Origin of the sequence: Citrobacter sp. Cpo061, from assembly GCF_030332845.1 — a bacterium.
Lineage (GTDB): Bacteria > Pseudomonadota > Gammaproteobacteria > Enterobacterales > Enterobacteriaceae > Citrobacter > Citrobacter portucalensis.
Map to the genome: position 1 here is coordinate 1 of NZ_JAOWHB010000039.1, position 13,567 is coordinate 13,567.

The window sequence follows — 13,567 nt, forward strand, 5'->3', positions numbered from 1 at the left end:
ATACTGAATAAACGCATCGCTGATAAACACCTGACCATTAACAACAGCAAAGGGTGAATATTGCGTATCACCGCTGCCACTCATCAGGACGAACTGATTGGCGTTAAATCCGACACGAGTGACTACCGGCTTACCCGCCTCCGCCAGCACCGCAATCGACATTCCGGCGTTATACATCACACCGTTAATCCGGACCCCAGTTTTGAGGGTGTAAATCGCAGAGGCTCCGGTAGCATCAACCACGGCAGTAAGCTTGTCCTCCAGTGCGGCAGTTACATTATTGAACTGCGCCTGCACCTGCGTCGACATTTCAGCCATGGCCTTATCGACCTGCGCAATGGTCGTTTTAACCACCAGAATATCCGCGCGTACTTCGCCGTACTGCGCCCACTGATGTTCCACGGTTCCATGGTTGGCCAGCGCATTCTGCAACGCAGCTTCCAGATTAGTATCAATGTCACTTGTCAGGCGATCACCGTCGGCAGACGTCAGAAAATCATCGGCAATATCGCCCAGGTAGTCGTCAGCATTCGCGTTGGATTGGCCACAAATCCAGTCGGTCCAGTCACTCTGATTACCAATGCGATCGACCAGACGAGCCCGGTACCAGAACTCCTGACCAGCCTTCAAACCCAGTTGGGTATATGTGTGTTGAGGATACGGAACTCCTGCGAGCAGCAGAGGATTATCCCCATTACCGTTTGCTGAATACTGCAACTCGGTCTGGAGCGTGTCACCTGTATCAGCCGGGAAGGACCAGTCAACCTGAATACCCCAGTTGATTGCAGTGGTACGAAGTCCAATCGGTTTTGGAACTTCACCGGTGCGGCCGGTAAGATGGGTCAACGCAGAGGTGGCCCAAAGGCTAGACGCTCCCCCAGAGTTAATCGCACGGACGCGCACAAGGTAATCACCGGAAAAAATCCCGGACACTTCTATATTGCGCAGGCCTGTTTCTGGAATATTGATCCACTCATTATCACCACGTTTCCACTGTGCCTGATACGCTACGATATCTGCCTGGGTTTTCCCGTTTTTATCTACTGGCGCATCCCAACTCGCAACCATAGTGGCGATACGCTGTCCCTGGCGGACCGAATCGTAGCTGCTAATTGCGATATTCGTGGGCTGGCTAACCAGGCCTGTCGGTAACAGACTAATCGGCGGCGTATCCAGCCGGGCGTTGTTATCAACGGCATCGTACTTAGCCCCATTGTACTCTGCACCGGTGATACTGTAGGTGTTCTCTTCATCGTTAAATGTCAGATTGGTTACGCGGAAATACTGGAGGCGCAACTGGCCAGCATCAATAACAAAAATGGCATTAGGTAGTGGCTCAGCGGTAAAGGCAGTTGCCAGTATCAGTTGCTGGCCGTTAACCGCCTGAATGGTTCTGCTCTCAACGGTACCGCCCAGGGTACGAATCATCAGCGTATCGCCGGCTAATGCGCTTGTACCCCGATCGGTAGTTACAGATTTCAGAACGCCGTTGTATTCAGTAATACGTCCACCATAGACACGGCCAGATAGCCGTTCATCGGCAAACGCAAATACGGTCCCCGGCACATAAGCGAAGCCATCAAGTCCCGTCTGGACAGTGATAATACGGTCCAGCGAGTTGGAATAGACGGCCCACCCTCCTCGGCGCTGCGCCTCGCTTTCACGCGTGCATCCGATTGCAGTGAGTTGTGTCTGCTTAAACTTGAACTGTTTTACCAGGTCAGGAAACATTACTGCTGTAGTTCGGTCCTGATAGTGATTCTCCGGATCGCTAAAGTTAATCAGTGCAGAGCTATAGCGGTTCTTTTCACTGCCACTGGAATAGGTTGGTTTCCCGACCACGGAGGCGCGCGTGAGGATCTGGAGTTTTGATGTATCCGCAGGCATATCAGAGACAACATTGAACATATTGTTGCCCCAGAACGTCATGCCATTGAAACCAGCCGCAATATCCTTAATCACCTGCCAGGCATCGGCCTGAGCCTGGATATAAACGTCAAACATAAAGCGAGGCTCGGTACCGCTGCCACCCTTACCATCCGCCACCTTCTGGTCGCAGCGCTGGGCAATACGATATAACTCCCATTTATCGAGCATCGCTGGCGTAACCCTGCGACCCAGGCCGAAGCGAGGTTCAGTAAGAATATCGAACCAGATCCATGCAGGATTATTCGTCCATCCCCATTTGAATGTACCGTCCCATGTACCGCCATAAGTGCGTGTAATCGGATCGTAGTTCTGAGGGATGCGGATTACCCGACCTTTAGGTTTACAAGAAATCTTCGGGATATTGCTGAATGACTTTGCGTTGAATGACACATACAGCAGCGCAGTATGCGGATAGCGCAGGCGAGCATCTATCACCTCGGTGATCGCCTGTACCTGCGTTTTGTTCTGGAGGATCTGGCTGGTACTGTCGTCGGTATCGCGCACGACCCGAATCTGCCAGCCTGTGTTCGCTTTCGGCAGGTTAATACGGTGTGTCAATTCATAGAGAGAGCTGAGTTTCTCCGTAACCGTTTTGGTCATTACCGTCGCGTAAACCCCACCATCAATGGCAAGATCGATATGGTACTGAACGGTTGTGCCAACGATATCGCCATCATTCTCCTGCTGCTGTAATCCAGGGATACCAATACGTACCAGCACCGCGTCAATCTGGGTGTTACTGATCGCACGAGTCCATGGGGTAACTTTCGTCAGCGACACGCCAATACTGGTTTCATTTTCAACAGCTGGAAAGCCTGGGATTGGTGTCTGAACCTGAGTGCCGGGACGGAAGTCCCAGGTAACGTTCTCAAAGTTCATTGAACCGTCTGCATTGCCCAGCGGGGTTCCGTCAAGGAAGATGCGCGTAGCATCCAGCCCACCAGCAAATTCGCCCTCTCCCAGCGCCAGCAGCATACGGCAGCGAGCCATTGATTGCGCGGAGTCCGGCTGTTCTACAGGTGTATGCTGTTTTTGACTTCCGCCCTTCGCACCAGTAATCGTTGCCATATTGCATCCATAAAAAAACCCGCCTAAGCGGGTTGGTTTTTGCTGTGGCTAATCACTGAAAATACGTGACCAACCTTATCTCGTAATCGAAAGTATTTTCAATTCCAGGCTTTTCCACATGAGTGATGATGTCTCCGGGGCTCAGTCGTCTGCCAAGGACATTAATTGTAGAATTGAATTTCTGGTAGTCCCGTCCCCAGTCCATTTTTAAGCATCCCTGCTCACTCTTTTCGCCCGTGAAAGGATAATCCCCGGGAGGTAAAGAACCGTAGCCATATCCCGTAATTAGGCCATATACCTTTTGTTCAGGTTTGATATGTCCGTTGAAATCAATAGCTGCAACAAACTCTAAAGTAGATTCCATGCGAGGATCATTTTCCTCTTTCAACCATTCAGCGACTATTTTTACAGCTGGCATTGTTGTGTCCCCATAGTGGAATGCTGTTGAAGGTAGCATAACACTACGCATGTTAACCGCGAGCTATGTTGCTGAAACTTAAATATCTTCTGCAACGATTCCTGCACTAATAATTGCACCGCCGATCTCCCGCTCCCCATAGAGTGCGGCAACCGGGTTACCCATTGCCAAGGTGTTAACTGAGCTGCCGAAAGCATAGCTGGGTTTGTTATCGGGATCATCGCGCCCCTGAAGCCCTTTTGGTTGGGGTGACAGCATCTGGTAGATACCTCCGGCCATCATCCCGATACCCGCGGATATCATGGCACCACCTACAGGGGAAGCCCAACCATACGAAAGACCAGTAACTACGATACCAGCTACCACCATCACGGCTCCGAGAATGGTTTGAAATATGCCGGCCTTCTTTGCACCTTCCATAACCGGTGCAATGCGAATATCGCTATTCCCCGCCAGTTCCTGGAAGTCCTGCACGCCGATGTTGCGTTTACCGCGGAACACCGCGAACGTCATTCCGTTTTTCTTCGCGTTCATCAGGTAACTTTCCAAACCGTCCAGGTTGATACATAACGCCTTCACAGCTTCAGCTGACGTCTGCACCGCCAGCTTATGCACGCGCCCAAATCTCGCACCCAGCGCACCGTACAGGCGAATTGTCGTTAGCCGCGCCATGGTTTTATTTCCTGAGATAAGTTTTTATGTCGGACGCATATCATCGTCCGGTCTTTGAAATAGCCGCGCGAGTACGGCGTGATGCAGGATGGTTGCCCGTAGAGATGATGAAGTAGCTCACCTTCTTCGGTAATGATCCCCGCATGGTTCCACTTACCAGATTCAACCTGCATGATGACCATGCAGCCTGGCGTCGGGTCACACTCAACAAACCCTTCACGCTCCCAGTTCTCGAAATAGAGGTTGTCCGGGTAGTGGCCTTCCCACCACGGATAATCGACGCGGAAATCGTTTAGCGTCACGCCCTGGGTGGCGTGCCAGTCCATAATCAGTCCCCAGCAGTCATGCGAACCGAGGATGAACGGGCGGCCGATTAGCGGAATAGAATCCGGGGTTATCTCGGCGTATTCATCGCAATCAGGCGCATATATTCCCCATACCACACCTGACTGGTTGCATTGCTGGCGATCGAGGTCTGATGGGATAGCCCTGGCACCATCGCCAGGGTGCGAGTGTATGACTCTAATAATGGTTCCTGCGTCCTCGGCATTTACCCAGTGCTCACCATCAATACGGAAATGCTCAGATGGGTTTTCATGACTGTTCGGTACCGGAATGTATCGCTGACGCCGTCCTGACTGGATGACGAAGCCGCAGCACTCGCGTGGCGATTCCTCCAGAGCATGCACCCGGATAGCGTTCATTATCGTTTTGTTCATATTGAAGTCCGGTTATCGGGAGAATAAAACCGTTGCGGGGAAACCGCCGAAATCAAGAATTGCGGTGTTTGGCTCTGCCAGGCCCGCACCAAATCGCTTCCGGCAATCGCTCAGGCAACCACCGCACACGTCCAGCGCAGGGTCAGCAACCACATTCCCCTTCGCATCAAAATACGCTGTTCCGTTGTAGGTGCAGCCGTCACCGCTACGGTATTGGCCACGCAACGCCCACTCACAAAGTGACGTTATTTGGCGGGTGGGGATTACCAGGTTCTGCAGGTCTGCAGGGCTACTCAACGCCCATGTCACCACTTCATCATCTTCAGATGTTTTCGTGTCCAGCCAGAAAGTCTGGAGAGTAAACATCGACGGATCAGCTGTCGCGTTCAAGCCACCCGGGAAGTTCACCGCATCGAGGTAAACAGCGTAGGTGTCGATAATACTCACCTTTGCATTCACCATATCCTTGAACTGGAGGCACAACGCAGTGATATGCCCGTCAAGGTTCGATACGCTCAGTTTCGGTTCTGCGGCCTGGTCGGTCGATAGAGCGAGGTCAGAAATCTGGAACGGCCAGAAGTCGAATATTTTGCCATCCCAGATGATGGGCTTTGGTCCAAGCTTAGTTTCATTGCCGTACGCCGCTTCAATCTCGGCGGGCGTATGCGGAAATGGTGCATAGTGAAAGCGGTGAATACCGCCGCTGAACTCTGAAGCATCTACTTCGACCAGGCGGACCCTACCACCTGGCGCCAGCATTGCCGCCGTATCAATCAGTGCTGTCATGCTCCACCTCAGGCATAGACGCCGTAGGCGCGCTTAATGGTGAAGGTCAGCTCGGCGAACTTACTGCTGATCTGGTTCTTTCGCACTGAATCGGCCACGACGCGATAAAGCCCCTTCACTTCGCCAGGAGGCTCGATGATAAAAGCCTTAACGGTATGCGCCAGCAGAAAGTCACGGACGGTATTCACTTCAGAGTCAGTGCCCACATGCTTCATCGGTACCTGAATAGCAGTCGAGTTAATGCCGTTCTCGGCTACCTGCTCATAACCATCACCGAACTGCGCAGACCTTATTGTTTGGCTGTATTCGACGGCACCAGCGCCGAGCTGCGAGTGCCAGTTGTATGTTTCAACGGCCATATTTACTCCATAAAAAAACCCAGCCAGGGCTGGGTTCATAGATTGCCAATTATGACTTTCACTTACCGCGATTCTCTTTCATTTCTTTGTACATATTTAAAGCGAATTCAAGATCATTAGCGCTACTGTCAACTTTTTCTTGGCAACGATTGAATCCGCGCAGGGGTTCTTTCCCATCACTAGCAGGTCCTTGAGATAACCCCTGGGCTTCACGCTGAACTCTGTCAGCCTCTTGTATGGCTAAATTTGGCGCGTCAATGATGCAAATCGTTTTTGGAACAGCCATTTTTGTAGATAATTTAAGATATCCCCAATAGCTTCCAGCAACTCCAAAAATAAACGACACGAGCACACCAAATAAAAAACAAAACACTCTATCTTTTGTCACCTAATACTCCTTATGGTTTTCCCATTTATATTCTTTGTCTCGGTATCGTTTGGACCATTCCCTGAGTTCGTAACAATTGGCATTTCTAATCCCGCAACCGTGAAGACTTTATTCACCATCATTCCCTGATTAATATTGTTTGCGCATAATAGCCAGGTGATGCTTTGATGTAACCTGGTGCGCATGATATTGCTCTCTCAGGATCACATTCAGGCTATTATTTTGTCTGGAATTGCCTTCCAAGCAACCCATCACTTCTGGTAGCCCTCATTAAGACCTCGGTCACTTTGGCCTCAATTTCCTTTCCTAACGCCCTTGCTGCGGCATTCCCATCTCCAGACGAGTTTGATGATGTGTTGCCCTTATTATCGACATAAATATCTATGTTGACCTGCGGTTGCCCACCGCTCCCCCCTTGGGCTCTTACCCCGAGACGACCTGATGAGTCGCGCGTGAGTGGCATGATTGCCTCCGCCCCGGCTTCAGCGAAAACGCCACCTTTGGCGAACTTAGATGCACCCTGGAATGTGAAATACTGGGGAGTGTCGTAGACACCGTTCACGTATTTACTGAGGCCCGAAGATTCATAGACTCCACCTTTAGCGTTGAACGTTACCCCTGCTGCAGCATTTGCATACGATCCACCAGGTGTGGCTCCACCTCCCGAACCACCACTTATCCATCCCATAGCTGCCTGCACCGTATAGGCCACCATGAGACGGTTCGTCACATCAAGGATCATCTTGAGCATGGATTTGCCGAATTCTTTAACTGATGCTTTGCCAGTGGTCATCAGCTCAGTCAACATGTCGCTCAGACCTGTTAGCGTGGAACTGGCAACGTTCTTAACGGCGTCGTAAGTGTTCGTGGCTGCATCAAGATATTCATTCCAGCCACTCACCGCACCTGCTTTCCAGTCTCCCCGTAATTTGTCTTCTTCAGCGTAATACTTTCTGAGAGCTGCCAGTTCTTTTTCATAACCGGCATCCTCAAGTTTACCACCACCGTTGAGCCAGCCCTGGCGAAGCTGCGCTTCTTCCATCATGCGTTGAGTTTGGCGACTGCTGAAGCCTGCACTAGCACGCAAAGCATCGGTCTTTTCCGACATCTGGGTGACGTACTTATTAGCCTGCTGTGCCAGCCCGTTAATCTTCTGCTGGGCCTCTACTTCTTTGTTCTTCTGATCCACAACCTTCGCGGCATTCAGAATGGCTTCCCGGCTAGACAGAAGAGATTTCTCCTGTGCGGTGAGGGCTCGGGTTTTGGCGGCCTCGTCCAGTTCCGCAAAACGTGACTGCTGCTTGCCCAGTTCGGTGTTTTTGGCGTGAATATCGCCGGTCTGACGCAGGGTTTCGAGGGTTTCCGTTAAGGTCCTTGCCTGCGCCCGGTAGTTCTCCAGCGTGCGATCGCCAGCATCCAGCGTGGCTTTGGCTTCTTTGGTCTTTTTGGCTGAGTCTTGTGCAAGCTTCGAGACTGCGTCTCTTGATTCTCGACTTGTTCCGCCATCACCTTTTACGTTAGACCCTCGCGCTTCAGCCTCATAGTTTGCCTGTGCGTTAGGCGCAGTGACGCGCTTCCAAAGCTCGTTATAGCGTTTTTTGTTCGCCTCAATCTCTTTGTCCGCTTCCGCACCAGCCTTTTTCATTGCCTCAACGTCCATGCCGAGGAAATTAACCAGCGCACCGCCACCCGGGATTATGTCTGCCCAGCCAGCGATGGTGCTGGTGAACTTGGCGTCCAGAGAGGTGATATTGAGGAACAAGTCTTTGATCGAGGACTTAACCAGTTCGAAAATATCGATGATCTGGTTTCCCCATGCGCGCACGGTAATACCTATATCGCCAAAGGTGTCAGAAGCGCTCTTTTTAAGGTTTTCCCACGTTTTACCGATATTATCGGTCGCTTTGTTGGTCTCCTCTGCGCGCTTTGCCATGACGCCTGCAAACAGCTCAATAGCTTCGGTAACAGCCGCCTGCTCCCCCTTCTGCTTACGTAGCTGGATAATGTGCTTGATCATGGCTTCATCAACGAAACCATATTGTTCATTGAGGCTGGCAAGCCCTTTAACCGGATCGCTGACAATCTTTTCGAAGTCGCTCATTGCCGCTTTGGTATCATTTCCGGCCTTACCCATGAGGGTGATGGTCGTTGCGACCTGCTTCATCTGGCTTGCGGTATATTTGCCAGTATCGTTCAACGTAACCAGCGTATCGACAGTGGAGCTAATCGATGTATTCGTCTTGCCAGCCACTTCCTCAGCGGCCTGGTTGAGCTGCTGCATTGAGGAGAAGCCAGCCCCACCCATCATGATGACAGAGCGTGCCACCTGCTCAAATTGCTCCGAGGAGTTATACGCTGCGGCAGCCAGCAGGCCGATCGTGCCAATCAGCCCACCAAGTGCGATTGTGGTAGGGTTAATCATCCCAGCCATGCTGCGGATGTATTCGCCGACGCCGGACAACGCCCCCTGAACCGAGCCGAACTGGTCTTTAATCTGCCCGCCCTGTTGCAGCAGAATCAGGAACGGCGACTGACCGCCAGCCAGCTGCGTGGCGATATCGGTGAATTGCGCCGGAAGCGTGCGCATTGCTGCGCTGTACTGGCCAACGGAGATTCCAGCGCGCCGGGCAGCAGCTTCCTGCCGGGATAGCGCCTCAGGAAGGACGTCAGCCACGCCCGAGAGCCGTTCGCGCGTCTGGTTTAGGATGGTGTTGAAATGCTCGAACTGGGTGCCGTTAATACGCCCCGCTTCGAAGTGTGTCACCAACTGCGCATGCTGCTCATCCAGCGAATTAAAGGCGCGGATCGTCGGGTCGATTGAACCCAGCAGGTTCTTCAGCGCGGCGGATTGTTTATCTGCCGCCTGAGTGGCCGCGAGTTCTGCCTGGGCGCGCGCCGCTGCTTCGCCAGTGTCAGTCAGCTTAAGGCGGGTGTCGTCCAGAATCTTGTTGTAGTGCTGAAAATCGTCGGTATCCAGAAAACCTTTGGTCTGGAAGTTACGCAGCGCAGCCTGTTGTTCATCCAACCGGTTGAGCGCTTTGTTAACTGGATCGATATTCTCCAGCAGGCCTTTGAGCGCAGCCTGCTGTTCTTTGATACCTTCACTGCCCTGCTTTGCGTACCAGATCGTCTGCACGCTCTTTCACCTTCGCATTGAGGTCACGAGACCATTCATCACGTTTGGCACGCTTACGGATAGCGCCTTCGCTGATGCCGTTCTGCGATGCAATCTCACGGAGGGACATCACTCCGGCCCGGTAAGCCGATTCGATAGCCTCCCAGTCCGGCTTGCTCATTAGACATTCCTTTTTAGAGATTATGACGACTGAAAATAAAGTGAAAAAATCATTCGATTAGAGTTAAGTTATCTAATCACTTTGCCGATACCTCAATCAACCACACTCTACAGGGTAAAACTGATGTTAGGACTTTATGGCGGAGCTACCGGTTTAGTTATTGAATTAGCCGCACGAAAGGCTATTGAAGCCTTTAGTAAAAAATCGACTGATAGCGCACAGACTTCAGCCCAACTATCTGATGAAGCCCAAAAGGCGGAACTTCAGTCGTTAGTTTTTCAATCTCAGGCAAAAGTCCAACAAGAACTCGCTATAGCAAGAAGAATTCTCGCGGCTGAAGAAGTTGAAATTGAAGAGTTCTATGATGGCTCCGCATCGGCTGAATTAGGCGCAAAAGCTTCAACTGAGAAAGTGTCACTTGGGCTCAATGGTGAGGGAAGAAAAATCACTAAGCGTGTCATTAAATTCAAGGGGTTCAATAACCAGGTTGAGCATATTTTACAAGAAATCGATAAGAGCACGTCTGAGATTATAGATACACAGCAACAATGAAAAGTTGGTAACGATGCTCAATATTGCCATTACGATAGTTCTGCCCATGGTGATGGCAATAAAAAACCGCCCGGAGGTGGCCTATGGGATGGCAATATAAATAAGCCAGACCAGATAGATTCAAGCTTTCGGCAGCCGCATCCAGCGCCTTACTTCAAATCGCGAATGACCGACTGTACCAGTAAACCCAAAAATTGCCTGTTTTGGCTCTCCAAATGGATCGAAGCAACCCACAGCGATACCTTTGTCAGTATCCAAAATGACCATTTCAAAACCTTTTGGTTTTTGGTCTTCAACGTTAATCCATTCCATCTCATATCCCCTTATTTAGAATTGAAATAAGAGAATAACAGCGGGAAAAATATTAATGAAATTTGTAACGCCATTATCGAAGCCCCTCAGCGAAGAGCTTCTGTAATGCGGTCAGGCCTGCGCCTTACTGGCAAGCTCAACCAAATCTTTGAAGTCCTGGCACATATCCAGTCGATGACCATGATCATCGACAAAGTTATAACTTTTGAATAGCTCTACGATTTCCTCGGGACTCTTCCCATTCAAACGAGGAAACTGCTTTGATTCGTCAACCTGTTTCATCTTCAAATCTCCAATCAGTAGGTTATGACCAGGCCACTTCGACGCTGGAAATTGCATTCCATAGCAGTGGCATTTATCAATACTCTCGGGTTCCTTCTGCCGTGCACACAGCGTTAATGAATGCACCGTCAAAAGGTCAGTATTTTGATGCCCACATTAAAAAAGCTGGCTACCCTTATCGCAAAGTTGGCTAACAGCTAGCGGGGATTCGTCCCCGCTTTTTGCCACTTCCCGTTGTTCGACTGTCTCACCGAATCGTAAATGCGCTCACACGTCATTCCAGCCCGGTAGCTTTCGTCAGATCGCTCAGCATAATATCGAGCTTCTTCTGCAAAGCGTCCGAGCATGTCGGCGAGCACTGCGGCGTCGGCTCCGGCTGTTTTGCTTCTAACGGCAGAGGCAAGATCTGCGGTGTGCTTTGCGGCATCCAGGCGGGTGGCAAGCTTTGTTGCTTCGGTGCGCAGCTGGCTAACAGTGGCAGACAGGCCAGCAGCAGTGGCAGCAGATTTAGCGGCTTGTGCTTGTGCATCTTTTACAGCCTCATCACGGGCAATAATACGCCCTTGTTCAATCATGCGAGCGGCGGTTTGCGCGTTCGCTGTTCGCGATGATTCCGCGCTATCACGTTCCGCCCACTTTTTTTCCCAACTACGGCTGCTCCATACATTCCCAGCAATGAATGCAACGGCCACCAGCAGCAAAATGGCAACAAATCGATAGCGCAGGCTCACTGGTCTATCCCCCAGCACGTCAGCGCGCTTTCCTGGTCTCGTCGTTCTACCTGGCCATAGCAGCCATTTTTCTGGCCTTTCGTCAGGCGACAATCGCGGCCACCGTCTTTAATCCACCAGCGAATAGCTTCACAGGCTCCTTTACGGTCGCCAGCGTTTATTCGCTTATAGAACGTAGACGGGAAACATTTTCCGGGGCCGATGTTATATGGGCAGAAAGATGCGATACCGGCTTTCTGTGGTTCGGTCAGTGGTACCTTGATATTACGCTCAACCCACGCCAGCGCCTTGTCGCGTTCTATGGCGTTCACCTGGGCGCATTTCTGAACAGCCAGCTTCATGCCCTGAACTACTGGCTTACCATCAACCATCGTGGCGCCACGGCAAATGGTCCAGAGTCCGCCACCGTCGCGATATGCTGTAAGGCTGTTACCCTCTTTCTCATTAAGAAACTGATCGAGAATTACAGGTGCGGAAGCCCCGGCAAGAATTAACCCAACGACCGATGCGCTCAGTTTATTCTTCAGCTTTGGTGACATTGCCATTAAGCCGGTCCTCCCTTTCCTTTTTCCTGTAATACCAGTTCACTGCACAAGTGATAACAGTGCATGCGATACCGACAATAATTGCCCAGTCGCTCAGGCTTAACCCTGCAATTCTGTCGGCCAACATCCAGGACACCTCTTTTGCTGTTTTCGCTGTTTCGGCATATGCCTTCGCTGATACACCGCAGCCGGCAAGCGTGGTTCCTGATCCATATGAAAGTCTGCTGTAAATGGTGCTCATTCTGGTCATAGCCTCACCTCCGATAGTTCGGATGGCATTATCAGGTGTGATGTAATAATGGAGTGGTGATTCCCTTTTTTAGTGCAATCGCACTTCTGGAGTGCATACACCGTAACAAGGTCACCATAAGTAATTGATTTAATTCTCTGAAAAACTGGTTCATTTATTGCTTGATGAACATAACCAAATGGAACCAGAGGGATGAATGATGACAAATACTTTCTTTTACCATTTACAATACTGGGGTTACCTTGCAGTTCTAATATTCCTGTATCAGGCAGTCTTCAATTGAATGACTATTAAGAGCCTGAAAATAAAAATCCCCGGCCATAGCCAGGGATTTGATTTTTGTTTTTTATCGCGGCGGTTGCAGCGGCCCTGGAGAACCTCTGCCTCACCGTTATAGCAAATGTCATCGCCTCTGGTCAGATGCCAGACACCTGTGATTGTTTTACCCGTTTCCAGATCATCAACAGTGTCATTCGTGTAATACGCTACCTGTACAATGCCTACATGCTGAATCCAGTAATACCCTTCTTTCATACATTCCTCCGCAATACTAAGCAAACAGTATAGAACGGAGCAGATGATGCAGCGTTGCAAGAAACCACAACAAACTCAATGTTTGCTGTCCAAGGTGCACATCCTGGCCTTAGAGCCTCACATCCGATTCTTCGGATGGCGCTGTGTGTATGAAAAGGGTCGCCATATGGCGACCTCTAAACTTTAAATAGGATTTTCTCAATGAACGGCTTCGTGATAAATAATCTGCCCGCCCATACCTGAAATCAGCTTATCTACTCGAATATAATCCGTATAGAAAAAAGATGGAGCATAATCCCAGTGACAGAGTGCGATTTCACGCTTCAGATATGTGTCATAGTAGATAACATGAGCCTTACATGACCTGGTTTTTCCTCCAGATTGCGTGGGGTATCTCATTTTGAATCGGTAATTGTCACTCACATGCTTATTAGCTGATGAGATCATTATTAACTCTGGAACGTTCCAAAAGGTAAAAGTCAGGTACATCATAACGGTGAGACAAACGCCAAAAAGCCTCTTAACCAGACCTGTTGAGAACTTATTACTTAGGTACACACGCCAAGCAATGAAAACTCCTATCACGAAGGAAGTCCCCACAATAACTGACTTATAAAGCACCCCATCAAAAAGGTATGTGTCGTGAGTTGTTTTGTCTGCCCATGCACACCAGATAACCCAAATGACTACGAAGCAGAATGAAATCAGCTCTACCTTTGTTGGCAA

15 protein-coding genes and 2 pseudogenes are annotated in these 13,567 nt (G+C 50.3%); 2 read left to right on the forward strand and 15 right to left on the reverse strand.

Translation table 11 applies throughout. The features are described 5' to 3' along the window. From OGX97_RS10570 to OGX97_RS10610, 9 genes and pseudogenes are all read right to left on the reverse strand, one after another. The coding region (locus OGX97_RS10570) for a host specificity protein J (protein WP_286592367.1) at window positions 1–2,997 on the reverse strand (2,997 nt) is incomplete at its 3' end. Window positions 2,998–3,049: 52 nt separating this feature from the next. After that, window positions 3,050–3,415 carry a hypothetical protein gene (locus tag OGX97_RS10575; RefSeq protein WP_137377983.1) on the reverse strand — a complete coding sequence of 122 codons (366 nt, stop codon included), beginning with the start codon at window positions 3,413–3,415 and terminating at the stop codon, window positions 3,050–3,052. Window positions 3,416–3,493: 78 nt separating this feature from the next. Continuing rightward, window positions 3,494–4,087, reverse strand: a complete 594-nt coding sequence (locus tag OGX97_RS10580) for a tail assembly protein (RefSeq protein WP_191238453.1) — start codon at window positions 4,085–4,087, stop codon at window positions 3,494–3,496. Then, window positions 4,075–4,806: a C40 family peptidase gene (locus OGX97_RS10585; RefSeq protein ID WP_191238452.1), complete on the reverse strand. Its 732-nt coding sequence runs from the start codon at window positions 4,804–4,806 to the stop codon at window positions 4,075–4,077. Before OGX97_RS10585 ends, OGX97_RS10580 begins: the two co-directional genes overlap by 13 nt. Before the next feature lie 12 nt (window positions 4,807–4,818). Then, window positions 4,819–5,592, reverse strand: coding sequence for a phage minor tail protein L (locus tag OGX97_RS10590; RefSeq protein WP_286592369.1), 774 nt, complete (start codon window positions 5,590–5,592; stop codon window positions 4,819–4,821). A gap of 8 nt (window positions 5,593–5,600) precedes the next feature. After that, window positions 5,601–5,951 (reverse strand): phage tail protein, encoded by a 351-nt coding sequence (locus tag OGX97_RS10595; RefSeq protein ID WP_071692428.1) that lies wholly within the window; start codon window positions 5,949–5,951, stop codon window positions 5,601–5,603. 58 nt (window positions 5,952–6,009) lie between these two features. Beyond that, window positions 6,010–6,339 (reverse strand): hypothetical protein, encoded by a 330-nt coding sequence (locus tag OGX97_RS10600; RefSeq protein WP_286554805.1) that lies wholly within the window; start codon window positions 6,337–6,339, stop codon window positions 6,010–6,012. A 217-nt stretch (window positions 6,340–6,556) separates the two neighbouring features. Continuing rightward, on the reverse strand, window positions 6,557–9,475 hold the full coding sequence (locus tag OGX97_RS10605; RefSeq protein ID WP_286592371.1) for a phage tail tape measure protein: 2,919 nt from the start codon (window positions 9,473–9,475) through the stop codon (window positions 6,557–6,559). Next, window positions 9,450–9,635: pseudogene (locus tag OGX97_RS10610) on the reverse strand (hypothetical protein); the annotation flags it as partial. The gene OGX97_RS10605 and the pseudogene OGX97_RS10610, both read right to left, overlap by 26 nt. 123 nt (window positions 9,636–9,758) lie before the next feature. Between OGX97_RS10610 and OGX97_RS10615 the strand changes: the two are divergent. Next, window positions 9,759–10,187 carry a hypothetical protein gene (locus tag OGX97_RS10615; RefSeq protein WP_049041738.1) on the forward strand — a complete coding sequence of 143 codons (429 nt, stop codon included), beginning with the start codon at window positions 9,759–9,761 and terminating at the stop codon, window positions 10,185–10,187. 120 nt (window positions 10,188–10,307) lie between these two features. Here the strand turns inward: OGX97_RS10615 and OGX97_RS10620 are convergent, their stop codons facing one another. Together OGX97_RS10620 and OGX97_RS10625 are read right to left on the reverse strand one after the other, a co-directional pair. Beyond that, window positions 10,308–10,499 carry a hypothetical protein gene (locus OGX97_RS10620; protein ID WP_071701198.1) on the reverse strand — a complete coding sequence of 64 codons (192 nt, stop codon included), beginning with the start codon at window positions 10,497–10,499 and terminating at the stop codon, window positions 10,308–10,310. Window positions 10,500–10,610: 111 nt separating this feature from the next. After that, complete coding sequence (locus tag OGX97_RS10625) at window positions 10,611–10,781, reverse strand: hypothetical protein (protein WP_167348818.1); 171 nt, start codon at window positions 10,779–10,781, stop codon at window positions 10,611–10,613. Here OGX97_RS10625 and OGX97_RS10630 point away from each other — a divergent pair. Beyond that, window positions 10,760–10,975: a KTSC domain-containing protein gene (locus tag OGX97_RS10630; RefSeq protein ID WP_071891841.1), complete on the forward strand. Its 216-nt coding sequence runs from the start codon at window positions 10,760–10,762 to the stop codon at window positions 10,973–10,975. The genes OGX97_RS10625 and OGX97_RS10630 overlap by 22 nt on opposite strands. A 3-nt stretch (window positions 10,976–10,978) precedes the next feature. Here OGX97_RS10630 and OGX97_RS10635 read toward each other — a convergent pair whose 3' ends face one another. From OGX97_RS10635 to OGX97_RS10650, 4 genes and pseudogenes are all read right to left on the reverse strand, one after another. After that, window positions 10,979–11,512, reverse strand: coding sequence for a DUF2514 domain-containing protein (locus OGX97_RS10635; RefSeq protein WP_286592379.1), 534 nt, complete (start codon window positions 11,510–11,512; stop codon window positions 10,979–10,981). Beyond that, window positions 11,509–12,057: a lysozyme gene (locus OGX97_RS10640; protein ID WP_286592381.1), complete on the reverse strand. Its 549-nt coding sequence runs from the start codon at window positions 12,055–12,057 to the stop codon at window positions 11,509–11,511. Before OGX97_RS10640 ends, OGX97_RS10635 begins: the two co-directional genes overlap by 4 nt. After that, entirely contained in the window at window positions 12,029–12,307 is a 279-nt protein-coding gene (locus OGX97_RS10645; RefSeq protein ID WP_003826170.1) for a phage holin, read from the reverse strand. The genes OGX97_RS10640 and OGX97_RS10645 overlap by 29 nt, the downstream gene beginning before the upstream one ends. Before the next feature lie 346 nt (window positions 12,308–12,653). Then, window positions 12,654–12,841: pseudogene (locus OGX97_RS10650) on the reverse strand (hypothetical protein). Between the last annotated feature and the right edge of the window lie 726 nt (window positions 12,842–13,567).